The sequence below is a fragment of the Kitasatospora sp. NPDC127111 genome (assembly GCF_042677465.1).
Lineage (GTDB): Bacteria > Actinomycetota > Actinomycetes > Streptomycetales > Streptomycetaceae > Kitasatospora.
The window spans coordinates 39,505-62,396 of record NZ_JBHXTG010000037.1 but is presented as its reverse complement, the minus strand read 5'-3'; the positions used below and the strand labels follow the sequence as shown (position 1 = coordinate 62,396).

Sequence of the window (22,892 nt, the reverse complement as noted above, 5' to 3'; positions counted from 1 at the left end):
GATCAGGCCTCCGGGGAAAGCTGGGGGGTTGGTTCTGACAGGGGTTGTGCGGACTCCCCGGCGGGGAGCGCGTGGTCCGCGGGGGCCTGCCCGGCGGGCAGGCGCAGGGTGAAGGTGGAGCCCTGGCCCTCGACGCTCCAGACCGAGACGGTGCCGCCGTGCGAGGCGGCCACGTGCTTGACGATGGAGAGGCCGAGGCCGGTGCCGCCGGTCATCCGGGAGCGGGCCGGGTCGACGCGGTAGAAGCGTTCGAAGACCCGCTCGCGGTCCTTCTCGGAGATGCCGATGCCCTGGTCGGTGACCGAGATCTCGATCAGCTCGCCGTCCGCCTCACCGAGGGCGGCGGCGCTGGAGATCCGACGGGTGGCGATGGCGACCCGGGTGCGCGGCGGGCTGTAGTTGACGGCGTTCTCGACCAGGTTGCCGAGCGCGGCGGCGAGCTGGCCGCGGTTGCCGTGCAGGTAGAGGCCGGCGATGCCGCCCGCCGCGATCAGGATCTGCTTGGCGGCGGCCGGCTGGCGGCAGCGGTCGATCGCCTCGGCGATCAGCTCGTCCACCGCGACCGGCTCCGGGTCGACCATCAGCCGGTCGTCCTGGACCCGGGAGAGGTCGATGATCTCCTGCACCAGACTGGCCAGCCTGGTCGCCTCGATCTGCATCCGGCCGGCGAAGCGCTGCACCGCCTCCGGGTCGTCGGCCGCGTCGGCGACCGCTTCGGAGAGCAGCGAGAGCGCGCCGACCGGGGTCTTGAGCTCGTGGCTGACGTTGGCGACGAAGTCGCGGCGGACCGCCTCGACCCGGCGGCGCTCGGTCTGGTCCTCGACCAGCACGAGGACCAGCCGGGAGCCCAGCGGGGCGACCCGGACCGAGACTGCGAGCGGCTCGGCCGCGCGCGCCGCCCCCGGGCGGGGCAGCTCCAGCTCGACCTGGCGGATCTCGCCGTCCCGGCGCGTCTTGCGGGCCAGCGCGAGCAGCTGGTCGACGGCGACCGCGCCGCCGCGGACCAGGCCCATCGCGTACGCGGCGGAGCTGGCCTTGACCACCTCGTCGCCGTCGCCGAGCACGATCGCGCAGGACCGGAGCACGGAGAGTACGGTGTCCACCCCCGGGGGCAGCGGGGGTTCCTGGGCGGTGGCGCCGAGCGCCTGCTGCCGGTTCCTGCCGTTGGTGCCGTTGTGCCTGCCCCTGGCCTGTTCGCGCTCGCTCCAACGGAAGGCGATGGAGGCCGTGAGGCCGACGCCGAGCCCGGCTATGGCGCAGGCAGCGGCGGCGGCCACGTTCACGTCCATACCGAAAGCCTAAGCGCACGGTGCGGGCGCTCCCCAAGGGTCCGATCAAGGGATCGGCCGCGCGTTGCCGAGAATTCACCTGCACGTGGCTGCCGGTTCACCGCACCGGTCGTGCGTGGTCGCCCGGACGGCCGAGAGTTGGCCGTGCAGCCCGTGTGGGAGTGGGTGGCGGGCCGAACACCCGTCCGCCGCCCCGGTGCGCGCGTACCATTCGCGCCACCAGCAGCGGTCGCCCGAACGCCGTACCCGCGGTCGTACGGGATGACCGGTCGGCACCGCCACCGACACAGCTACTGAGGAGAGAGCATGCGCGACGCGTACCACGAGGAACTCGACTCGATCGGCGACAGCCTGGTCGAGATGGCCCGGCTGGCCGGCTCGGCGCTGGGCCGGGCCACCACCGCGCTCCTCGACGCGGACCTGGCGCTGGCGGAGAGCGTGATCGCCGCCGACGGGAAGATCAACGACCTGCACCACGACCTGGAGAACCGGGCGATCGACCTGCTCGCCCGCCAGCAGCCGGTCGCCACCGATCTGCGCATCGTCGTCACCTCCCTGCGGATGAGCGCCGACCTGGAGCGCTGCGGCGACCTCGCCCGACACGTGGCCAAGGTCGCGCGGCTGCGCTACCCCGAGTCGGCCGTCCCGCGCGACCTGCACGCGACCGTCCTGGAGATGGGCCAGCTCGCCCAGCGGCTGGTGGCCAAGGCCGGCCTGGTGATCGCCACCAAGGACGTCGACAAGGCGCTGGAGCTGGAGCAGGACGACGACGCGATCGACGCGCTGCACCGCGACCTGTTCGCGCACCTGATCGACGACCGCTGGCACCACGGCATCGAGACGGCCGTGGACGTCACCCTGGTCGGCCGCTACTACGAGCGCTTCGCCGATCACGCGGTCTCGGTGGCCAAGCGCGTCGTGTACCTGGTGACCGGTGAGCACGTGGAGGAGTTCGTGGCCGCCACCGAGGCGGCGGAGGCCGCCGGGGAGTGATCCCGGTGCCCCGCGCGCTCACCCCGTCCTCATTCCGCCGTCACCTCGGCGGGTGAGTAAACACAGGGCGGGGGTGGTGGGGGCGCACGGCCTGCCGGGCACCCCACCACCGCGCGCCCGTTGACGCTCCCTCCGATCGGCGGTTTCACTCGAAGCCGTAGGCACCGAAGTGTGCCCGTCAAAGGAGGGTCCAGCGCGATGAAGGCAACCCCGACTCGACCGGAACCGGCACGCGACACCGTCGAGCCGCCCGCCCCGAAGCTGCTGCCCGTCCTCGCGGCCGGCTGCGGCTGCGGTCCGGGCTGCGGCTGCGGCTGCCAGTCCGGCGCCCCCTGCCAGTGCGGCGGCGCCAGCGGCGGCTGCTGCGGGCACTGAGCCCGGCGCCCGGCGGAGCTCCGTGGTGCACGGCCGCCGTGGGAGACGGTCGTGCACCCCGGCCCGTCCGGCCCACCGGGCCATCAATGGTCCGAACCACTTCCCGCCGCAGCGAACCCCCTCACCACAACAACGCTGAACGACGAAGGCCCCGCCCCCGGAATCCGGGGAGCGGGGCCCTTCTCGCCTTCGGGCCTACTTCTTGCCCTGGTTCTTGACCGCCTCGATGGCGGCGGCGGCGGCCTCCGCGTCGAGGTAGCGGCCGCCCTTGGCGACCGGCTTGAAGTCGGCGTCCAGCTCGTAGACCAGCGGGATGCCGGTCGGGATGTTGAGGCCGGCGATGTCCTCGTCCGAGATGCCGTCGAGGTGCTTGACCAGCGCGCGCAGGCTGTTGCCGTGGGCGGTGACCAGGACGGTCTTGCCGGCGGCGAGGTCCGGGACGATGGCGTCGTACCAGTACGGGAGCATCCGCTCGACGACGTCCTTCAGGCACTCGGTGCGCGGACGCAGCTCGCTCGGGATGTCGGCGTAGCGGGCGTCACCGGCCTGCGAGTACTCGGCGTCGTCGGCCAGGACCGGCGGCGGGGTGTCGTACGAGCGGCGCCAGAGCTGGAACTGCTCCTCACCGAACTCGGCCAGGGTCTGGGCCTTGTCCTTGCCCTGGAGGGCGCCGTAGTGGCGCTCGTTCAGGCGCCAGCTGCGGCTGACCGGGATCCAGTGGCGGTCGGCCTTGTCCAGGGCGATCTGCGAGGTGCGGATCGCCCGGCGCAGCAGCGAGGTGTGCACCACGTCGGGGAAGAGGCCCTCGGCGGCGAGGAGCTCGCCACCGCGCGCGGCCTCCTTCTCGCCCTTCTCGTTGAGGTCGACGTCGACCCAACCGGTGAACAGGTTCTTCTGGTTCCACTGGCTCTCGCCGTGGCGGAGGAGGATGAGTCGGTACGTCGTGTCAGCCATGGGCCCCAGCTTAGTGGAGCCGAAAAAAGCCCTGGTGGGGACCTCGACCCCGGGTGTAACGTGCGCACTGCGCTAGTGCCACTTACCTTCCCGCTGCACGGTCCTGCCGGTACCGCTCAGCGGATCGTCCGCCGCCCGGGAGCCCCCACATGCCCGTTCCGCCCGCCCCGCCCGTCTCCGCCAGGATCCGAAAGGCCACGAGCGAGGCGGTGGGCGGACTGCCCCGGCAGTTCTGGTGGCTCTGGACGTCGACCCTGATCAACCGGCTCGGCGGGTTCGTCGTCACCTTCCTCGCGCTCTACCTCACGACCGACCGGGGGTACTCGGCGTCGTACGCGGGCCTGGTCGCGTCGCTGTTCGGCCTCGGCTCGGCGATCGCGGCGGTCGGGGCCGGAGTGCTGACCGACCGGGTCGGGCGGCGGCCGACGCTGGTCGCCGCGCAGCTCGGCACCGCGCTGTTCACCGCGGTGCTGGGCTTCACCGACGGGCAGGTGGCGATCGCGGTGGTCGCCTTCCTGGTCGGCCTCTGCAACAACGCCAGCCGCCCGGCCGTCTCGGCGATCATCGCGGACATCGTGCCCGCCGGGGACCGGGTCCGCGCCTACGCGCTGAACTACTGGGCGATCAACATCGGCTTCGGCCTCTCGGCGGCCGTCGCCGGTCTGATCGCCTCGCACGGCTACCTCACGCTGTTCGTGCTGGACGCGCTGTCCACGCTGGTCTGCGCGGTGGTGATCTTCGTCCGGATCCCGGAGACCAGGCCGGACGCCCCGGCCGCGCGGGCGGACGAGCCGACGCCCGGTCTCGGCACGGTGTTCCGCGACACCCGGTTCATGGCGGTGGTGGCGCTCAACCTGCTGCTCGCCCTGGTCGCCCAGCAGGGCAGCACCACGCTGGCCGTGGACATGGGCCGGGCCGGCATCACCTCCACCCAGTACGGACTGGTGATCGGGCTCAACGGGCTGCTCATCGTGCTGCTGCAGATCCCGCTCACCCGGTGGATGGAGGGCCGCAACCGGACGGCGCTGCTGGTCGCCAGCGCGCTGTTCATCGGCTGGGGCTTCGGGCTGACCGCGCTCGCCGGGTCGTCCGCGTGGTTCTACGCCTTCACCGTGGCGGTCTGGACGATCGGCGAGATCCTCAACGCGCCGACCATGATGGGCCTGGTCGCCGAGCTGTCCCCGACCCACGCCCGCGGCCGGTACCAGGGCGTCTACTCGCTCTCCTGGTCGCTCGCCTCGTTCCTCGGACCGGCGGCCGGCGGCGTGCTGCTGGAGCGGGCCGGCGGCGCGGCGATGTGGGGGGCCTGCGCGGTCTGCGGCACGGTCGCGGCGGCGGGGTACGTGCTCCTCGGGCGGCGGCCGGGGACGGCCACGGCCGGGACGCCGGTGCGGGCGGGTCAGGAGCCCGCCGGGACCGAACCGGCCGCGGCGGGCTCCTGACCTCGGGGGCTACTCGGCGGCGGATGCTTCGGCGGCGGGTGCTTCGGCGGCCGCCGCTGGGTCGGGTGCCTCGGCGGGCGCTCCGGTGGCCGGGGCGGCGAGGTGGGCGAAGGCGGCCAGGTTGCGGGTGGACTCCCCGCGCTTGGTCCGCCACTCCCACTCCCGCCGGATGGCGGAGGCGAAGCCCAGCTCCAGCAGGGTGTTGAACGGCTCGTCGGCGTTCTCCAGCACCGTCCCGAGCAGCCGGTCGACGGCGTCCGGGGTGAGCGCCTCCAGCGGCAGCCGGCCGGCCAGGTAGACGTCGCCCAGCGCGTCGATCGCGTAGGCGACGCCGTACAGCCGGGTGTTGCGCTCCAGCAGCCAGCGGTAGACCGCCTCGTGGTTCTCGTCCGGGCGGCGGATCACGAAGGCGTTCACCGAGAGGGTGTGGTCGCCGACCCGGAGCGCGCAGGTGGTGTTCAGTTTCCGGGTGCCCGGGAGGGTCGCCACCAGCGTGTACGGGTCGGTGGTGGCCGGCTCCCAGGCCACCCCGGCGTCGTCCAGGGCGGTGCGCAGGAGGGAGCGGGCCTCGTCCTTGGTGCGGATTGCCATGGAGGTGACGTTACTCGGCGGTACGGGCGGCGCGCAGCACCTCACCGGCCGCGGCGCGAAGCCGCTGCCCGGTCAGGCGAGCAGCCGCCGGGCACCGGCCAGACGGCCGGCCGGGCGGGCGAGGCTGCCGGCGTACACCTCGGCGGTGGTCGCCGCCGCGGTGTCCCAGCCGAAGCCGGCGGCGTGCCGGGCGGCCGCCGCACCCTGCCGGGCGAGCAGACCCGGGTCGGTCACGTACGGCTCCAGGGCGTGCGACCAGGCCTGCGGGTCGTGGCCGCGGACCAGGGTGCCGGTCACGCCGTCGCGGACCGCGACCGGCAGGCCGCCGACCGCGGCCGCCACCACCGGCGTGCCGCAGGCCTGCGCCTCCAGCGCGACCAGCCCGAAGGACTCGCTGTACGAGGGCATCACCAGCGCCGTCGCCGCGCGGTACCAGTCGGCGAGCAGCGCCTGGCCGACCGGCGGGTGGAACCGGACCACGTCGCAGATGCCCAGCTGGGCGGCGAGCTTGTGCAGGCTCTCGGGCTTGGCCAGCCCGGTGCCGGACGGCCCGCCGACCACCGGGACCACCAGCCGCTCGCGCAGCTCCGGCCGCCGCTCCAGCAGCGCCGCGACCGCGCGGAGCAGCACGTCCGGCGCCTTCAGCGGCTGTATCCGGCCGGCGAACAGCAGCACCGCGGCGTCCTGCGGCAGGCCGAGCCGGGCCCGGGCGGCCGCGCGGGCCTCCGGACCGCCCGGACGGAAGACGTCCAGGTTGACGCCCGGGTGCACGACGGCCAGCTGGTCCGGGCGGGCGGCGTAGTGCAGGGCCAGCTCGGCGGCCTCCTCGGTGGTGTTGGCGATCAGCCGGTCGGCGGCCTCGACCACCTGCGTCTCGCCGATCACCCGGGCGGCCGGCTCGGGGGTGTCGCCCTCGGCCAGCGCGGCGTTCTTGACCTTCGCCATGGTGTGCATGGTGTGCACCAGCGGCACGCCCCAGCGCTGGGCGGCCAGCCAGCCCACCTGGCCGGAGAGCCAGTAGTGCGAGTGCACCAGGTCGTAGTGGCCGGGACGGTGACCGGCCTCGGTGCGGAGCACCCCGTGGGTGAAGGCGCAGAGCTGGGCCGGGAGGTCCTCCTTCACCAGCCCCTCGTACGGGCCGGCGGTGACGTGCCGCACCAGGACGCCCGGGGCCAGCTCGACGGTGGGCGCGTCGTCCGAGCAGATCGCCCGGGTGAAGACCTCGACCTCGATGTCCAGCGCGGCGAGCCGCTTGGCCAGCTCCACGATGTAGACGTTCATGCCGCCGGCGTCGCCGGTGCCCGGCTGGTGCAGCGGGGAGGTGTGGACGCTGAGCATGGCGATCCGGCGCGGGCGGCGGCGGCCGCCCGTGACCAGCGACTGGAGCCGGCCTCGCGCGGGCGCGGCCGGCTGGGCACGGCGCATCGAACGGACGGGGTGCTGGATCACCTGGCTGAAGCCTCCTCTGTGCTGCCCGTCTCCGCAGCCTGCTCGGCTGCTGCCTGCTGTCCGGTGTGTGCGCGACCGCCCACGCCGCTCCGCCGCGCCACCGTTCACGACGCGCCGGCCTGCTGCCCCGTCCGGGCACACATCACCACCAGTGTGCCAACCACGTGGTCACCGATCGGCATTCCCGTCTCGGCCCATGAGATGGCCCACGGTGGCGGCCGGCCGGGCCCGCGCGGCGCCGGGCGCGCCGGAGCGGGGCCCAGCGCGCGGGGGCGGGGCCGCGGGCGGGGGCGGACCGGCGGCGGGCGAGGCGGCCGACCGGCGGGCGGAGCGGGGCCGGGCGGGCGGACGGGGGCGCGGGGGCGGCCGCGTACGCTTTTGGGCATGGCCGCCTCCTTCGACTCCGTGACCACGCCTGCCCGCGGGCGGGCGGCGCGGCCGGTGGGAACCGTGACGCGCGGCACCACCAATACCAACCGGCTGCGGCGGATGGACCGCTGGATCGCCCACACGCTCGGCCCGGCGCTGCGCTCCGCCGCCCGGCCGCCGGTGGCCGTCGACCTCGGGTACGGCGCCGCGCCGTGGACGGCGGTCGAGCTCTCCGGCCGGCTGCGGGCCGTCCGGCCGGACGTCCGGGTGGTGGGGATCGAGATCGAGCCGGAGCGGGTCACGGCCGCGCTGCCGTACGCCGAGCCGCCGCTGCTCAGCTTCCGGCGCGGCGGCTTCGAGGTGCCGCTGGACGGCGGGGCGCCCGCGCAGCTGATCCGGGCCGCCAACGTGCTGCGGCAGTACGAGGAGTCGGCGGTGGCCGCGGTGTGGGACCGGCTCCGCGCCCGGCTGGCGCCGGACGGGCTGCTGGTCGAGGGCACCTGCGACGAGATCGGGCGCCGGCACGTCTGGGTCGCGCTGGGCCCGGAGGGCCCGCGGACGGTGACCTTCGCGGCCCGGCTCGGCGGCCTCGGGCAACCCTCCGACCTGGCCGAACGGCTGCCGAAGGCGCTGATCCACCACAACGTGCCGGGCCGGCCGGTGCACGCCTTCCTGACCGACTTCGACCGGGCCTGGGCGGCGGCCGCGCCCTACGGGGCGTTCGGCGCCCGGCAGCGCTGGGTGGCCGCGTGCACGGCGCTGGCGGGCAGCTGGCCGCTGGTGGACGCGCGCGGGCGGTGGCGGCAGGGCGAGGTCACCGTGCCCTGGACGGCGCTCGCCCCGTAGGTCCGGCCCGCTCCCGGGCGGGGCGGGGCCGGGCGGGGTGCCGGCTGGGCGGGGCTGGTGATCGAGCCCGGGGATTCACTCGAACGAGTTATCGAATATCTCTGGCGTGTTGACGCCTCGTCACGCCACCATGGGGGGCATCCGGCCAGCGCCCATCCGACCAGCGCCTCAGTCCTGCTCCTCCCGCCCCTCCGTCCACTCCCGCACCTCCGACTCCATCGCCCGCCATTCCCGTTCGAACGTCCGGTACGCCTCGGCGCCGAAGAGCACGAACCGCACCTCCGTCAGTTCTCGCACCGGCCCGGGCCCCGCGGCCGCGACGGTGCCGAGCGCGATCCGGGCCGCGTCGTCCAGCGGCCACCCGTACACCCCGGCCGACACCGCCGGAAAGGCCACCGTCCGCGCGCCCAGCTCCGCCGCCACCCGGAGCGACTCGCGGTAGCAGGAGGCCAACAGCTCCGCCCGCTCGTCGTACTCCTCCTCCCGGTAGACCGGCCCCACGGTGTGCACCACCCAGCGGGCCGGCAGCCGCCCTGCCGTGGTCGCCACCGCCTGCCCCGTGGGCAGACCCCGGCCCAAGTGCGAGGCCCTGAGCCTGCGGCACTCCTCCAGAATCAGCGGCCCGCCCTTGCGGTGGATCGCACCGTCCACCCCGCCGCCGCCGAGCAGAGAGGAATTGGCGGCGTTCACCACCGCGTCCACCTGCTGTTCCGTGATGTCACCCTCGACCAGGGTGATCCGCGTCACCACCGCGACCGTCCTCTCCGGCCCGCGCCGGCGCCCGCCGGTACGGGCTCCGGCCGTCGCCCCTGTCCGGTTCCACCACACCGCCACCGGCGTGGCACTTACCACAACCGTGCCGGTCGGCCAGAGAGTTCCCCGGAGATCACGTTATGGTCGCGAGAAGTTCCCCGACGCAGGGTGCCAGGCGGGCACTGCGGACGGACGCCGACCGTTACGCACTCGGGGAAAGGGAGGATCAGCCGATGCCCGCAACGGGAGACGGGCGGGCACCTGGTGCCGCCGACCTGCCGGGCACCCTCGACGGTGCCCGTTCCGGCCGTGCCCGAGACCGGTCCGACGACCGGCCGGCCGGCCCGGCCACGGCGCCTCCCCCGATACCCCACCCCCGGTCGGACTCCGGCGCCGCCGGACCGGCCGCCGCGACCCCGGCCGCTCCGCTCAAGCTGCTGGTGATCGAGGACGACGCCTCCGACGCCCAGCTGCTCAAGGCCGCGGTGGCCGACAGCGGTGCCCCGATCGAGATCCACTGGGCCCGCGGGCTGGACCAGGCCGCCGAGCTGCTGGCCCCCGCGCGGCGCGGCCGACCGCGCGGCGCCGACTTCAGCTGCGTCCTGCTCGACCTCGACGCCCCCGCCGACCTGCCCCACCCCTCGGACGCCTCGGACGGCCTGGAGGGCCTCCACGAGCTGCTCCGCCGGGCCCCGCACACCGCCGTCGTGGTGCTCACCGACGCCGCCGGCGCCGAACTGGGCGCCGCCGCGGTGGCCGCCGGCGCCCAGGACTTCCTGATCAAGAACGAGACCGACGGCCCGCTGCTCGCCCGCGCCCTGCGCTACGCGGTCGAGCGCAAGCGCGCCGACGAGTCTCAGCGCCGGCTGGTCGAGGCCGAGCTGCGCGGCCAGGAGAACGCCCGGCTCCAGCGTCACCTGCTGCCCACCCCGCTGCTGGACGGCGCCGGGCTCTCCTTCACCCGCCGCTACCGGCCCGGCCGCCGCCGCGCCCTGCTCGGCGGCGACTTCTACGACGCGGTCCGCACCGACGACGGGACCGTCCACGTGGTGATCGGCGACGTCTGCGGCCACGGCCCGGACGAGGCCGCGCTCGGCGTGGCGCTCCGGATAGCGTGGCGCACCCTCGTCTTCGCGGGCCTCACCGGCGAGGCCCTGCTGACCACCCTCCAGCACGTGCTGGAGCACGAGCGGCGCAGCGACGAGATCTTCGCGACGCTCTGCATGCTGGTCATCGAGCCCGGCGACGCCGCCGGCCGGCTGGACTCGCTCGGCGCCGTCGAACACGCCCGGCTCTACCTCGCCGGGCACCCCGCACCACTGCTGCTCGGCGCCGACTGCAAGCCGGTGACGCTGCCCGCCGACCTCGCCGGCCCCGCACTCGGCCTGCTGCCCTGCGACGACGGCCAGGCCACCTGGCCCCCGCACCGGCTCGAACTCCACCCGGGCTGGCGGCTGCTGCTCTACACCGACGGGCTGATCGAGGGCCGGGTCGGCGCCGGGTCGCGCCGCCTCGGTCAGGACGGGCTGGCCGACCTCATCGGTGACCACCAGTCCGCCGGGCTGACCAGGGGCCGCCTGGTGGACAGCGCGATCGCCGAGGTCGAGGAGCTGAACGGCGGCGCTCTGACGGATGACGTCGCCGTGCTGCTGCTGGAGCGCAACCCGGTCCAACTGATCCTGGGCTGACCGGCCGGGAGAGCTGACCGGGACGAGGACTGACCGGACGGGAGCCGGCGGCACGGGCGAGCCCCGGAGGCACGGACGAGCCCCGGCGCGCGGGACCATCCGTGCCTCCGGGGCTCGTCGTCGTTTCCGCGGCTCCGGCCTACCCGCCCCGGTCTACCAGGGGCCGTACGGGCCCATGTTGCGCCGGTCGCCCCCGCCGCCCCGGCTGGTCAGCTCCTTGATCGCGGGGCGCACGTCGACCATGTAGACGATCGCGGCGACCAGACCGGCGATGGTCAGGAAGCTGTACAGGAGGTCCACCCCGAAGAGCAGGTCGAGGCCGAACGCCGCCCCCAGGATCGCCAGCCAGAACCCCTTGGTCTTCTTGTCCGCCGCCCGGTACGCGTCCTCCCGGCGGACGGCCGCGTCGATCAGGGCGAACAGCTTGAAACCCAGGATGGCGACGCCCACCCACCAGAACGGGTTGAGGTAGTGCAGGCCCAGGATCTGGCCCATTCCGGTCTCCTCTGCGTCTCACGCGCCTCGCGCGTCCCGTACGTCCCGTGCGTCCCGGCTCCGGCTCTCCGGCCGCCGCCCATCCTGGCACGGCGGCCCGCCCACCACGCTGTCAACGTTCCGTGGTCGGCCGCTGTGCCCTACTCGGCGCTCTTCCGGCCCCGGGCGGACTTCTTGGCGGTGGGCCCGGCGGCGGGCTCCTCGGCCTCCGCCGCGGTCTCGTCGTCCTCGACCAGCTCGGCGTCGACCGGCTCGGGCTCCTCGGCCACCGCCTCCGCACCCGCCGGCTGCACGGCGGCCGGGGCGCCCTCGGCGGGACGGCTCCGGTCGACCACGCCCTTGCCGCGCTCGGCGAGCTCGTCGTAGGCCTCCTTGGCCTTCACCGCCAGTTCGACCGCACGGCCGACCTGCGCGAGCGCGAAGCTCTGCGCCTTCTCCTGGAGCTCCTTCAGGTCGGCGGGCAGGGTGCTCACCGTGCCGGCGACCTTCGCCTGCGCGTCCACCAGCCGGCTCTGCGCCTCCTGGAGCTTCGCGGTGGCCTTCTCCTGCGTGCCCTTGCGGTCCGCGGCCAGCGCCTCGACCTTGCCGGGCACCTCGCGGAGCTTCTCGTAGGCGAGGTCGCCCGCACCGGCGAGGGCGTAGAGCGGGGTCGGGTCGCTCAGGGTCTTCTTGATCTCGTCCGTGATCGCCATGACTGGTCTCCCGTGGGTCTAGGTTGCCGGGCCGGCGGTCCTCGGACCGTCGGCCTCGGGGTCGTCGGGCACCGCGTCCGTGTCCTTGCGGGCGGCGTTCTCCTTGAGGAAGGCGTCGTAGACCGCGAGCAGCGCCTGCTTCTGCTGCTCGTTGATCAGCGGATCGGCCAGGATCGAGGCCCGCAACTCCAGGCCCTCCCCCCGCCGCTCCTCCAGGATCCCGGCCTGGACGTACAGCGTCTCCGCCGAGATCCGCAGCGCCTTGGCGATCTGCTGGAGGATCTCCGCACTCGGCTTGCGCAACCCTCGCTCGATCTGGCTGAGGTAGGGATTGGACACGCCGGCGGCCTCCGCCAGCTGCCGCAACGAGTACTGCGCATTCCGCCGCTGCTCGCGGATGTACTCGCCCAGCGAACCGACATTCAGTGAGGCCATGCGACCAGCCTGCCCCACTCCGCTTGCAATTGCAAGCAAGCCGCTAGCAACAGCAACCACGGCGCGCCGGGACGTGCCGCGCAGGCCGACCTCGGCGAAGTAGGCCGCGGCGGAGGCGGGGTCGCTCCGGGTGTGGCCCGGCTCGGGCGCCCGGTGCACCGGTCGCGGGCGAGGCGCCACAGGGTGCCCAGGTCTATGACGCGACCGCGCTGCTGACCGGTCTTCCGCGGCCAGGTGTCGACGCAGTCGGCGGAGCGGAACAGGCGCCGGTTGCCGCAGGGGCGCACGACGTCGTCCCAGGCCCGAAGTGCATGGGGACGAGGAAACGGGCCACCTGGTCGCCCTGCGGCGGTGCGTCCCGGCCGACCACCCAGGCGTGCGGGGCGGCGCAGGCCTGGCAGCGGGTGGCTACCAGCCCGTCGGGTTCGTCCCGGAGGAGGAGGGGCAGGGCGAAGGAGTCCCAGGCGCAGCCGCCCCACCGCCGGGTGTGCGTCCCCATGCCGGAAATGCCGAGCAGTACGGACGCGAAGGGGGCCATCACGTCATGGCTGTCGTGAAGGGCGCGCAGTTCCCGACGCACCTGGTCGGGGGCGAGTCCGGTGAGCCGGGCGAGCTCCGGCACGCTCGGAGCGGCCGGTGCGCGGCCGGTGCGCGGCCGGTGCGCGCGAATCCGTGGTGGCCGGCCAGGCGGAACCGCTCCCTCCCGTCGAGGTCCGTCGGCGCCGCGGGGACGTTCCCGGTCATCGTCCGCGGCTCCTTCGCCGGTCGAGGCGGCGGGCCCGGGGTGCACCCCGGCGGGGGCCCCGCCCGCGCGCTCCTCGCCGAGGATGTGGCGCTGTCGACGGCGGCGGCCGAGGCGGGGACACCGCCCACCGGGCGTCCGTCAGCCGCCCGGCGCGGCCGCCGCGGTGATCGCCGGCCAGCGGGGGGCGATCAGAGCGGGGAGCGTGCCCGCGGGGGTAGCGGACCCGCCGGCGAGGTCGAGGGCCAGGCGGGCGGTGAGCGGGTCCGCGGCCAGGGCGGTCCGCACGGTGCGGTGGTCCGGGCCGCCGGCCCGGACGGCGTCGGCGAGGAAGAGCAGGTTGGCCACCACGCCCGCCCACCGCGGGCCGGCCGGAGCGGCTTCCGCGGTGTGCCCGGCGGCGACGGCCCACGGGTCCGGGGCGAGGTGCCGGACCGCGCCGACGCCGGTGAAGGACGCGGCCGCGGCACACATCTCACACGGCTGGTGGCTGCTCCACAGGGTGTGGATGCCGAGGTCCCAGTCGGTGCGGGCGTGGGCGAGCGCGTTCAGCTCGGCGTGGGCGAGCGGGGAGCCCTGGAGGAGGTCCGGACCGCCGGGCGGGTCGTAGGCGCGGTTGCGGCCCTCGGCGACGATCGCGCCGTCGGCGTCGGTGAGCACCGCGCCCACCGGCAGGCCGCCGTCGAGCCAGGAACGGTGGGCCAGTTCCAGGCAGCGGCGGGCGGCCGGCGCGAGTGCTGCCCAGGCCGACTCGAAGCTCTCGGTGGTCCCCATCCCGCGAGGCTAGTGAGGGCCGGCCCGGCTTCGGCACTGTCGGATCGCACGGATCGCACGGACCGCACGAACCTACGGCTCGTACCGGGGAGCGCGGGGCGGGCGAGGGGGCCCGGGGGGTCAGACCGGTTCGGGGACGCGGATCGGCATCAGGATCGAGTAGGTGCCGTCACGGCCGGCCGTCCGGATGGCCAACGGGGCGATCGGGCCGGTGATTTCGAGGACGAGTTGCTCGGGACCGCCGGCCCGGAGGGCGTCCAGCAGGAAGTCGCGGTTGACCGCCACCCGGACGTCCCCGGGAGCCGGTTCCGCGCCGTCGGCGGCGACGCTGAGCCGCCCGTCCCCGTCGAGGGCGAGCACGGTGACCTCGCAGGCGGCGCCGTGCGGGCCGGAGGGCAGGCTGCGGGTCGCCCCGGACTCGACCGCACCGCGCAGCTCGGTGGCGGGCAGGCCGACCCGGTGGACCGGGTCGAGCCGGACCAGCGAGCGGTAGTCGGGGTAGTCGTGGTCCAGGGTGGCGCCCTCGATGAGGTGGCCGCCGGTGCCGGCCCGGAACCGGCCCGCCCCGAGCGCCAGTTCGGCGTGCTCGGCGCCCGAGCCGAGCAGCGCCCGGACGCCGTCGACCAGCGCGGTCGGCACGATAGCGGCGACCGAGGAGCCCGCGGGGGCTCCTGCGCCCACCGACCCGGACGGGGCCGCCGACCCGGACGCGACCGGCGGCTCGGACGCGCCCGGCAGCCCGGACGTCACCGGGAGCTCGGCCAGCGCCATCCGGTACCGGTCGGTGGCGACCAGCCGCAGCAGCCCGCCGTCCAGGTCGAACAGCACGCCGGACAGCATCGGCACCTCGGGGTCGCCGCCGACCGCGAAGCGGACCGCGTCCAGAGCGGCGGCCAACTCGTGGGCGGGAACGGTGAAACGGTGCTCGACGGGTGTGGCGGTCACGGGGTTCTCCCTCTGGTCGATGAGCCTGCGGATCAGGGAGAGCTCCCGGCGGGCATCGGCGAGCCCGTCCTCCAGCCGCCGTAGGTGCGCGTCGACCACCTGCCGGGCCGCGCCGGAGCCGGGGGCCGCGCCGAGCACGGCCCGGATGCCGGCCAGCGGCAGCCCGACCCGGCGCAGCCGGCAGATCAGCCGGGCGTCGGCGAGCTGGCCGGGCGCGTACCAGCGGTAGCCGGTCTGCGGGTCGACCCAGGCGGGGGTGAGGACGCCGGCGCCGTCGTAGAAGCGCAGCGCGCTGACGCCGAGGCCGCTGTCGCGGGCCAGCTCACCGATGCTGCGCAGGTCGCTCTCCATGCCTGGGACTCTCGGGCCTCGACCGGGTCGAGGGTCAAGCCGCACGGGGCCGGACCGGGGTCGACCGTACCGGGCGGCGCGGGCCGCCGCTCCCCCGTCCGGGTGGTCTGCGCGGATTGCCCGCGCCAGTGGTTGAACTTTGAACGAAAGCGTCCTACAGTGGAGGCAACAAGTTGAAGCCTAAACAACTGGCTTCGAACCCGAGGAGGAGCCATGGGCCTTTTCAACCGCACCAAGAACGCCACCACCGCCACCGCCGTCGTCGAGGCCCCCGCGGGCCCGGACCTGGGCCACCTGACGGGCGACTGGGCCATCGACACCACCCACAGCGAGGTCGGTTTCTCGGTGCGCCACGCCATGGTCACCAACGTTAAGGGCCGCTTCACCGAGTACGACGGCAAGCTGCACCTGGACGGCACCACGCCGGGCAACTCCAGCGCCGAACTCGTGATCAAGGTCGCGAGCATCGACACCAACCAGGCCCAGCGCGACGAGCACCTCCGCACCGGGGACTTCTTCGCCGCCGAGACCTACCCGGAGATCCGCTTCCGCAGCACCTCCGCCGAGCGGCTGCGCGGCGACACCTACCGGATGACCGGCGAGCTCACCATCAAGGACACCACCCGGCCGATCGTGCTGGACCTCGACTACACCGGCAGCGCCACCGACGCGTACGGCGCCGAGCGGGTCGGCTTCGAGGGCTCGGCCGTGCTGGACCGCACCGACTGGGGCCTCACCTACAACGCGGCCCTGGAGACCGGCGGCGTGCTGATCGGCGAGAAGGTCAAGCTCAGCTTCGACATCTCCGCCGTCAAGGCGGCCTGAACCGGCCGACCACGGCCACTGCCCCGACGGGCACCACCGCGGCCGCCACCACGACCGCCCCGCACACGACCCACCCCTGCCGACCCCCGAGCGGCAGGGGTGGGGTCGTCTCCGGGCCCCAACAACCGCCGACGCCGCCGAATTCCGGCCCGGCGGCAGGGAATCGAACCAGCGGCGCGGAACCCGGCGGACGCCACCCAGCCGCACGACCCGGCCGTCCGGAACCCAGCCGTCCCGACACCCAGCCGTCCGGAACCCGGCGGTCCGGAGCCCCGCGGCACGGGGTTCAGCGCGCCGACGCCTCCAGCAACGCGGCATCGGCCGCCGGCAGCCAGCTGCCCGCCGGGCGGCGCAACCACCCCTCCCGCGCGCCGAGTTCGGCGGCCGCCGTCAGCAGGGCGGTCAGGCCGGGGTGCCGCAGGCCCGGGCGGTGCACCAGGCTGACCAGGCTGAGCGGCACCGGGTCGACCAGCGGCACGTTCACCACGCCCCGGATGAGCGGCCCGCTGGTGGTGGTCAGCATCGGGTCGCCGTGCCGGGTGAGGTAACGGGCCGTCTCCTCCACCCCGACCGGCGGGACGTACGGCGCGGCCGCCGTCAGCCCGTGCTCGCGCAGCAGCCGGGCGCCGAGGTCGGCCCACTCGGTGGTGGCCGGGTTCCCGGCGCAGATGTCGACCGGGTGGCCCGCCAGGTCGGCGAGCCGCAGCACCGGGCGGCCGGCCAGCGGGTGGGTGTCCGGCATCATCACCGAGACGCGCTCCAACCGCACCGGCACCTGCGCGAGTTGGGATCGCACCCGGGCGTCCAGACCGGCGAAGCGGCCGAGCGAGGCGTCCAGCCGGTGGGCGATCAGCGCCTCGGCCGCCGCCGCGAGGCCGCCGAGGTAGCGGGCCAGGATGTCGCCGTTCGGCCAGGCCGCCCGAGCCGGCCCGAGCAGCCGGTCGGAGGTCAGGTCGGGGCCGCTGACGTCGCTGTTGACGTCCAGCAGCAGGGGGCGCTGCTCGGCGGCCGTCAGGATCTCGTCGTGCAGGGCCAGCAGTTGCCGCGCCTTCGGCAGCAACCGCTGCCCGGCCCCGGTGAGTTCGACGCTGCGGGTGGTCCGGGTGAAGAGCGCGTCGCCGAGCAGCCGCTCCAGCGCGCGGACGTCCCGGCTGAGCGCCTGCTGCGCGACGTGCAGGCGCTCGGCGGCCCGGCCGAAGTGCAGGGTCTCGGCCGTCGTGACGAAGCCGCGGAGCAGCCGGGGGTGCAGGTCGGAGGGCATGGCGGCAGATTAACAACATCGTGTTGTCAGTGCGGCGAAACAGGTGTTGGACGGCCGTCGGACGGCTGCGTGAGGCTGGAGGCATCCCTCCCCCACGTCCTCGGAGTCCCATGCTCGCGTCCTACCGGCGGCTGTTCGCCCGGCCCGGCACCGCCGCCTTCACCCTCGCCGGGCTGCTCGGCCGGCTCTCGATGTCGATGACCGGGGTCGCGCTGGTGGTGCTGATCGCCGAACGGCGCGGCTCGTACGCCCTGGCCGGCACCGTCTCGGCGGCCGGCCTGGCCACCGGGGCGATCGGCATGCCGCTGATCGGCCGCCTGGTGGACCGGTACGGGCAGGCGCGGGTCACCGTCCCGGCCACGCTGTACAACGCCGTCCCGTTCGCCGGCCTGCTGCTCTGCGTCCGCTCCGGCGCGCCCGACTGGACGCTGTACGCCTGCTGGGCGGCCGGCGCGGCGGCGCCGAACCTCGGTGGCATGGCGCGGGCCCGCTGGGCGCACCTGTACCGGGCCGACCCGGCCGCCCGGCACCTCGCCAACTCCTTCGAACAGGCGCTGGACGAGCTGTGCTTCATGGCCGGGCCGGTGCTCGCGATGGTGCTGTGCACCGCCGTCGCCCCGGAGGCCGGCCTGGTCACCGCCGGGGTGGTCGGCTCCACCGGCGCCCTGCTCTTCGCCGCCCAGCGGCGGACCGAGCCCCCGCTCGCGGAGCGCGTGGCGGGCACCCGGCACGGCTCGCCGCTGCGGGTGCCCGGGCTGCGGGTGCTGCTGCTGACCTTCCTCGCCACCGGCCTGGTCTTCGGTTCGACGGAGCTGACCACCGTGGCGTACGCCGACGCGCTCGGGCAGAAGCCGGTGGCGGGCGGGCTGTTGGCGATGGTCGCGGCCGGTTCCTGCGTGGCCGGGCTGGTCTTCGGGGTGCTGCGGCCGCGCCGGGCGCCGGGGGCCCGGTTCCTGCTCGGCGTCGCGGCGATGGCCGCGCTGCTGCTCCTGCCGCTGGCCGCCGGGGCGGGCGGCGCAGACCTGACGGTGCTCGGCGTCACGCTGTTCGCGGCCGGGACGGGCACCGCGCCGACCATGGCCACCGGCATGATGCTGGTCCAGGAGCTGCTGCCGGCACGGCAGTTGAACGAGGGCATGGCGGTGGCGGTGTCGGGCATCGTGGTCGGCATCTCGGCCGGCGCCTCGCTGGCCGGTGCGGTGGCCGAACAGGCCCCGCCCGGCACCGGCTACTGGCTGCCGGCGGGGGCCGCCGCGCTCGCCCTGCTGATCGCCCTGGCCGGCCGCCGCCACCTGCGCACCCCGGGCACCCCGGCCGCACCAGCCACCCCGGCCGCCCCGGCGGCACCCGACGCCCCGGCGGCACCGGAAAAATCCGAACACCTGGTCGGCGCCGCGGGATAGCGTCCCGGCATGAACGGGATCCGGTACCTCCGTGGTGATGCGACCTCGCCGCAGGCGAAGGGCGCGAAGGTGATCGCCCACGTGTGCAACGACCTCGGGGGCTGGGGCAAAGGCTTCGTGCTGGCGGTGTCGCGGCGCTGGCCGGAGCCGGAGGCGGCGTACCGGCGCTGGCACCGGGAGCGGGCGAAGAACGACTTCGGGCTGGGCGCCGTACAGCTGGTGCGGGTCGAACCGCAGGTCTGGGTCGCGAACCTGGTCGGCCAGCGCGGCATCCGGACCGGCCGGTCGAGCGGAGCGCCGGTGCGGTACGGGGCGATCGACACCGCGCTGGCCACGCTGGCCGACCGGGCCCTGGAGCTCGGCGCGTCCGTCCACATGCCCCGGATCGGCTGTGGACTGGCGGGCGGACGCTGGGAGTTGGTCGAGCCGCTGGTGACGGCCCGGCTGGTGGAGCGGGGGGTGTCGGTGACGGTCTACGACTACGACTGAGGCCCGGCGGCCGGCCAGCTGTACTCGTACTCGGGCAGCACGTGGCCGCCCGGGAAGACGCCCTCCTGCTCCGCCGTCCGGCGGCCGCCCGCGCGCTCGTAGAAGGCGACCGCGCGGGTGTTGTCGCGCAGCACCTCCAGGTAGAGGGTGGCCCCGGGGTGGCGCCGGGCGACGTGCGCCCGGGCCTCGTCCAGCAGCGCCCGGCCGATGCCGCCACCGGTCCGGCCGGGCCGGACGTGCAGGTTGTCCAGCAGCACCCGCCCGTCCGGCTGCGGCACCAGGTAGGCGAACCCGACGGTGTCGCCGTCGAGTTCGGCGATCAGCAGCTCGGGCGCGTTGGCCGGCTCGCCGTAGTCGGCGGACAGCCGCAGCGTCCAGAGCTCGCGGCGTTCGGCCGCCAACCCGTCACCGAGCGCCCGGGCCGGGACGATGCCGGCGTACGCGGTGCGCCAGCTGAGGGCGTGCAGATCGGCGACGGCTGCGGCGTCCCGGACGGTGCCGCGACGGATGGTGGCGTTCATGTGACGAGCCTCCCACAGAACTCGACTTGAACATGTTCAACGCCTCCCCCTAGAGTCATGCCCATGCTTTTGAACGCGTTCGAAAGAACTGGGGGCGGAGCGGCGGTACCGGATGCGGAGGGGGCATCCGGTACCGGCCGCTCCGACACCGGCTGGAGCTGACCGATCCGGCCGGGCACGGCGGCCCCGGAGTTGACCGCTCCGGGGCCGGTCGCCGGTCCGGCTAGGCTCGGAGCGTGGACGACCTGGCAGCGACGAACGGAACCAACGGCACGAGCGGCACGGACAGCACCACGGGTGCGGCCGGTACGCCGGAAGCCCCGGCAGCACGGCCCGCCGAGGTGCGCACCCCTGCTCCGGCGGAGCTTCCGGGGGGAAGGGCCAAGCCGAAGACGGACAAGAGCGAGGCGACCAGGGCCCTGATCCTGGAGACCGCGATGCGGCTCTTCCAGGAGCGCGGCTACGAGAAGACCACGATGCGCGCCATTGCCACCGAGGCGGGCGTTTCGGTCGGCAATGCCTACTACTACTTCTCGGCGAAGGAATTCCTGATCCAGGGGTTCTACGACCGGATGACGTACGACCACGCGGCGGATGCCAGGAAGCGCATGGCCGGTACGCGGGATTTCTCCGAACGCCTGGAAATCGCCCTGACCTCCTGGCTCGACACGGCCGCCCCGTACCACGAGTTCGCGGCGCAGTTCTTCCGCACCGCCGCCGACCCGACCAGCTCGCTGAGCCCGTTCTCCAACGAGTCCCACCCGGCCCGGGCGACGGCGGTCCAACTGTTCCGCGACGTGCTGCAGGGCTCCGAGCTGGCGCCGAAGCTGGACGCCGAACTGGTCGAGCTGCTGCCCGACGTGCTGTGGCTGCACCTCATGATCGTGGTGCTCTACTGGGTCTTCGACCGGACTCCGGACACGGAGAGGACGCGGGAATTCGTCCGACGGTCGACTCCCATGGCCGCCCGGGTGATCAACCTCTCGCGCTACCGGGTGTTCCGGCCGATCGTCCGCGATGCCAAGGGCCTCATTCAGGACTTCATCCTGCCCACCATCGGGAAGACCGCCACGAAGTAGCGGCCGCCTCGGCCGCGGACCGCGTGAGACGGCCGGACCGCGTGAGACGGCCGGACCGCGTGAGACGGCCGGACCGCGTGAGACGGCCGGACCGCCCTGCCGTCGGCGGTTTCCGGCGCGACGGCAGAGCGGTCCGGCCAGGGAGCCGGAGCGGCGTGACCCGGGCTCAGAAGCCGTCCGGGTTCCAGGCGGAGAGCGGTGTCCGCAGCAGCAGGTCGGCGGCCGCGGCCGCACCCGGGCGCAGCTCGGTGACCAGGCCGGCCGCGGCCAGCCGCGGGACCGTCTCCCCGCCGAGGTACAGCGCGCCCAGCATCGAGGCGCTCAGCGCGAGGTCGGCCTCGTCGGCGGTGCGGGTGCAGCGGCCGGTGCCGTCGGCGGCGACCTCGATGGCCCAGCGCCCGGCCGCGAAGCCGTCCCCGTCCTCCACCTCCAGCACCGTCCGGCCGGGAGCGCCGTACGTCCGGGCGTTGAACGCGGCCTCGACGTCGAGCACCCGCAGCCACATGAAGTCGGCGTTGTCCACGTAGGGGGTGGCGGCGCGCGGGTCGCCGAGCAGCAGCGGCAGCGGGTCGTCCGGGCCGAGGTTCTCGACCACGACCTTGCGCACCCAGTCGACCGAGAGCACGAACCGCCACAACTCGGCGGCGGTGGCCCGGTCGATGGCGAAGAAGTTGACCACGGTGAGCGTGCAGTTCGGGTAGCTGCCGTCCCAGGTGTCGTCGACCCGGTAGACCACCAGACCGGTGGCGGTGCCCTCGGCGTCCCGGTGGAGGGCCACGAAGGGCTCCTTCCACTCGAAGCCCGGCACCGAGAGCTCGCCGGTGTGGCGCTGCCACCACAGCTCGTCGCGGGCGAGGGCGCCGGGCTGGGTGACCCGCCAGCGGTCGTGCAGCTCGGGGCCCACCTTGCGCACCTCGGCCATGGTGAGGAACTCGATCCGGCCACCGGGCACGGTGGGCAGGCCCTCGCGCAGGCCGCGGGCACGGTGCAGGTCGACGTTCCAGCCGTGGCCGCGGGTGGCCGGACCGAAGCCGAACCGGCCGTAGATGTTGTACTCGGCGGCGATCAGGACGGCGACGGCCGAGCCGCGCTCGCGGGCGGCGGTCAAGTCCCCCCGCATCATCCGGCTCAGCAGGCCGCGGCGGCGGTGGGTGGCCGTGACGGTGACCGAGGTGATCGCGTTCGCCGGGACGACGGCACCGCCCGGGACGGTCAGCTCGACGTCGTAGCTCCGGTAGGTGGCGACGAACCGCCCGTCGTCCACGGCCGCGAGCATCCGGCCGGGCTCCCACTGCCGGCGGCGGAAGTCGGCCGCGCTCTCCACGTGCGAGCGCAGGAAGCCCATCGCGAGTGCCCGGTCCCAGCCCTCGACCTCGTCCTCGGCGACCGCCCTGACGACGATCCCGCCGGTGCCTTCGTTCAGTCGGCCGCTCCCCGGATCACGAGGCCCGCCGTACGCATCGTTGCCCATTCGCCCACGGTACGGCGGGGCCCCGGACGGCGGCATCCCATTTATCCGCCGCCGGTCAGGACGGATCCGGGACCGGTCCTGCGTCCACGATCCAGTGGTTGACGCGCAGCGGCCGGCCCGCGAACTCGACCTCCCGCACACCGGCCCGCCGGAAGCCGAGTGCCCGGCAGATGCCGTTGGACGGACCGTTGGTGGTCGCCGGGAAGGCGTGCACCGGGCCCCACCGGCCGTCCCGGGCGGCCAGGTCGAGCAGCTCCCGGACGGCCGCCTTGCCGAGGCCGCGGCCCTGGAACTCCGGCAGCACCATCCAGCCGATCTCGGAGATCACCCCGCCCGCGCCGCCGGGGCACCCGTCCCCGTCCTCGCCCCCGTCCTCGTCCTCGCCCCCGTCCTCGTCCTCGTGCGACCAGAGCACGACCGACCCGGCCACCACGCCGGGTGCGGCACCGTCCGGGACGATCATCTTGATCCACGCGCGGTCCGCCGCCGCGTCGAGCACGTCCCGGCGCACCTTGTCCGCGATGCCCTCCTCCGGCAGGGGCCCGCCCAGTTCCGCCATCATCACCGGGTCGCAGCGCATCCGGACGTAGGCCCCGACATCCCCCGGTTCGACGTCCCGCAGCCTCATTCGACACCCCTTCCGCCGCTCGCCAGCGTACG

23 protein-coding genes are annotated in these 22,892 nt (G+C 74.6%); 9 read left to right on the top strand and 14 right to left on the bottom strand.

What is annotated here, in order from left to right:
• Positions 1–2: 2 nt before the first annotated feature.
• Positions 3–1,289, bottom strand: coding sequence for a sensor histidine kinase (locus ACFVHB_RS22390; protein WP_380324928.1), 1,287 nt, complete (start codon positions 1,287–1,289; stop codon positions 3–5).
• Between the two features lie 306 nt (positions 1,290–1,595).
• On the opposite strand from ACFVHB_RS22390, the gene phoU reads away from it, so the two are divergent.
• Together phoU and ACFVHB_RS22380 are read left to right on the top strand one after the other, a co-directional pair.
• Positions 1,596–2,282 carry a phosphate signaling complex protein PhoU gene (gene phoU / locus ACFVHB_RS22385; RefSeq protein WP_380324925.1) on the top strand — a complete coding sequence of 229 codons (687 nt, stop codon included), beginning with the start codon at positions 1,596–1,598 and terminating at the stop codon, positions 2,280–2,282.
• Positions 2,283–2,480: 198 nt separating this feature from the next.
• A complete protein-coding gene (locus tag ACFVHB_RS22380) occupies positions 2,481–2,657 on the top strand; it encodes a hypothetical protein (protein ID WP_360190035.1) in 177 nt (58 codons plus the stop codon).
• 195 nt (positions 2,658–2,852) lie between these two features.
• Here ACFVHB_RS22380 and ACFVHB_RS22375 read toward each other — a convergent pair whose 3' ends face one another.
• On the bottom strand, positions 2,853–3,611 hold the full coding sequence (locus ACFVHB_RS22375) for a phosphoglyceromutase (RefSeq protein ID WP_380324922.1): 759 nt from the start codon (positions 3,609–3,611) through the stop codon (positions 2,853–2,855).
• Positions 3,612–3,760: 149 nt separating this feature from the next.
• On the opposite strand from ACFVHB_RS22375, the gene ACFVHB_RS22370 reads away from it, so the two are divergent.
• A complete protein-coding gene (locus tag ACFVHB_RS22370; RefSeq protein WP_380324919.1) occupies positions 3,761–5,053 on the top strand; it encodes an MDR family MFS transporter in 1,293 nt (430 codons plus the stop codon).
• A gap of 9 nt (positions 5,054–5,062) precedes the next feature.
• Here ACFVHB_RS22370 and ACFVHB_RS22365 read toward each other — a convergent pair whose 3' ends face one another.
• Positions 5,063–5,644: a YbjN domain-containing protein gene (locus tag ACFVHB_RS22365; protein ID WP_380324916.1), complete on the bottom strand. Its 582-nt coding sequence runs from the start codon at positions 5,642–5,644 to the stop codon at positions 5,063–5,065.
• A gap of 72 nt (positions 5,645–5,716) precedes the next feature.
• On the bottom strand, positions 5,717–7,069 hold the full coding sequence (gene mshA / locus ACFVHB_RS22360) for a D-inositol-3-phosphate glycosyltransferase (protein WP_380324975.1): 1,353 nt from the start codon (positions 7,067–7,069) through the stop codon (positions 5,717–5,719).
• 408 nt (positions 7,070–7,477) lie between these two features.
• On the opposite strand from mshA, the gene ACFVHB_RS22355 reads away from it, so the two are divergent.
• Complete coding sequence (locus tag ACFVHB_RS22355; RefSeq protein ID WP_380324913.1) at positions 7,478–8,308, top strand: class I SAM-dependent methyltransferase; 831 nt, start codon at positions 7,478–7,480, stop codon at positions 8,306–8,308.
• Between the two features lie 168 nt (positions 8,309–8,476).
• On the opposite strand, the gene ACFVHB_RS22350 is transcribed toward ACFVHB_RS22355, so the two are convergent.
• Positions 8,477–9,055 (bottom strand): O-acetyl-ADP-ribose deacetylase, encoded by a 579-nt coding sequence (locus tag ACFVHB_RS22350; protein ID WP_380324910.1) that lies wholly within the window; start codon positions 9,053–9,055, stop codon positions 8,477–8,479.
• Between the two features lie 239 nt (positions 9,056–9,294).
• Between ACFVHB_RS22350 and ACFVHB_RS22345 the strand changes: the two genes are divergently transcribed.
• Positions 9,295–10,749, top strand: a complete 1,455-nt coding sequence (locus ACFVHB_RS22345) for a PP2C family protein-serine/threonine phosphatase (RefSeq protein ID WP_380324907.1) — start codon at positions 9,295–9,297, stop codon at positions 10,747–10,749.
• A gap of 153 nt (positions 10,750–10,902) precedes the next feature.
• Here ACFVHB_RS22345 and ACFVHB_RS22340 read toward each other — a convergent pair whose 3' ends face one another.
• The 5 genes from ACFVHB_RS22340 to ACFVHB_RS22320 all read right to left on the bottom strand — a co-directional run bounded on the left by ACFVHB_RS22340 (position 10,903) and on the right by ACFVHB_RS22320 (position 15,183).
• The gene (locus tag ACFVHB_RS22340) at positions 10,903–11,244 is read right to left on the bottom strand and encodes a DUF2516 family protein (RefSeq protein ID WP_380324904.1); all 342 of its coding nucleotides are present in this window, start codon (positions 11,242–11,244) and stop codon (positions 10,903–10,905) included.
• Positions 11,245–11,384: 140 nt separating this feature from the next.
• Positions 11,385–11,936 (bottom strand): hypothetical protein, encoded by a 552-nt coding sequence (locus tag ACFVHB_RS22335; RefSeq protein WP_380324901.1) that lies wholly within the window; start codon positions 11,934–11,936, stop codon positions 11,385–11,387.
• 18 nt (positions 11,937–11,954) lie between these two features.
• A complete protein-coding gene (locus ACFVHB_RS22330; protein ID WP_380324898.1) occupies positions 11,955–12,371 on the bottom strand; it encodes a helix-turn-helix domain-containing protein in 417 nt (138 codons plus the stop codon).
• An 883-nt stretch (positions 12,372–13,254) separates the two neighbouring features.
• Positions 13,255–13,887 (bottom strand): nucleoside deaminase, encoded by a 633-nt coding sequence (locus ACFVHB_RS22325; protein WP_380324895.1) that lies wholly within the window; start codon positions 13,885–13,887, stop codon positions 13,255–13,257.
• Positions 13,888–14,007: 120 nt separating this feature from the next.
• On the bottom strand, positions 14,008–15,183 hold the full coding sequence (locus ACFVHB_RS22320; protein ID WP_380324892.1) for a MerR family transcriptional regulator: 1,176 nt from the start codon (positions 15,181–15,183) through the stop codon (positions 14,008–14,010).
• A gap of 213 nt (positions 15,184–15,396) precedes the next feature.
• Here ACFVHB_RS22320 and ACFVHB_RS22315 point away from each other — a divergent pair, with 213 nt between their 5' ends.
• Entirely contained in the window at positions 15,397–16,008 is a 612-nt protein-coding gene (locus tag ACFVHB_RS22315) for a YceI family protein (RefSeq protein ID WP_380324889.1), read from the top strand.
• 286 nt (positions 16,009–16,294) lie between these two features.
• On the opposite strand, the gene ACFVHB_RS22310 is transcribed toward ACFVHB_RS22315, so the two are convergent.
• Positions 16,295–17,269 carry a LysR family transcriptional regulator gene (locus tag ACFVHB_RS22310; protein WP_380324886.1) on the bottom strand — a complete coding sequence of 325 codons (975 nt, stop codon included), beginning with the start codon at positions 17,267–17,269 and terminating at the stop codon, positions 16,295–16,297.
• 110 nt (positions 17,270–17,379) lie between these two features.
• Here ACFVHB_RS22310 and ACFVHB_RS22305 point away from each other — a divergent pair, with 110 nt between their 5' ends.
• Together ACFVHB_RS22305 and ACFVHB_RS22300 are read left to right on the top strand one after the other, a co-directional pair.
• Positions 17,380–18,672: an MFS transporter gene (locus tag ACFVHB_RS22305; protein ID WP_380324883.1), complete on the top strand. Its 1,293-nt coding sequence runs from the start codon at positions 17,380–17,382 to the stop codon at positions 18,670–18,672.
• 9 nt (positions 18,673–18,681) lie between these two features.
• On the top strand, positions 18,682–19,161 hold the full coding sequence (locus ACFVHB_RS22300) for a macro domain-containing protein (protein ID WP_380324880.1): 480 nt from the start codon (positions 18,682–18,684) through the stop codon (positions 19,159–19,161).
• On the opposite strand, the gene ACFVHB_RS22295 is transcribed toward ACFVHB_RS22300, so the two are convergent.
• Positions 19,152–19,682: a GNAT family N-acetyltransferase gene (locus tag ACFVHB_RS22295; RefSeq protein WP_380324877.1), complete on the bottom strand. Its 531-nt coding sequence runs from the start codon at positions 19,680–19,682 to the stop codon at positions 19,152–19,154. The genes ACFVHB_RS22300 and ACFVHB_RS22295 overlap by 10 nt on opposite strands.
• A gap of 236 nt (positions 19,683–19,918) precedes the next feature.
• Here ACFVHB_RS22295 and ACFVHB_RS22290 point away from each other — a divergent pair, with 236 nt between their 5' ends.
• Positions 19,919–20,761, top strand: a complete 843-nt coding sequence (locus ACFVHB_RS22290) for a TetR family transcriptional regulator (RefSeq protein ID WP_380324874.1) — start codon at positions 19,919–19,921, stop codon at positions 20,759–20,761.
• Positions 20,762–20,927: 166 nt separating this feature from the next.
• Here the strand turns inward: ACFVHB_RS22290 and ACFVHB_RS22285 are convergent, their stop codons facing one another.
• Positions 20,928–22,232 (bottom strand): GNAT family N-acetyltransferase, encoded by a 1,305-nt coding sequence (locus ACFVHB_RS22285; protein WP_380324871.1) that lies wholly within the window; start codon positions 22,230–22,232, stop codon positions 20,928–20,930.
• Between the two features lie 55 nt (positions 22,233–22,287).
• Positions 22,288–22,860, bottom strand: coding sequence for a GNAT family N-acetyltransferase (locus tag ACFVHB_RS22280; RefSeq protein ID WP_380324869.1), 573 nt, complete (start codon positions 22,858–22,860; stop codon positions 22,288–22,290).
• Between the last annotated feature and the right edge of the window lie 32 nt (positions 22,861–22,892).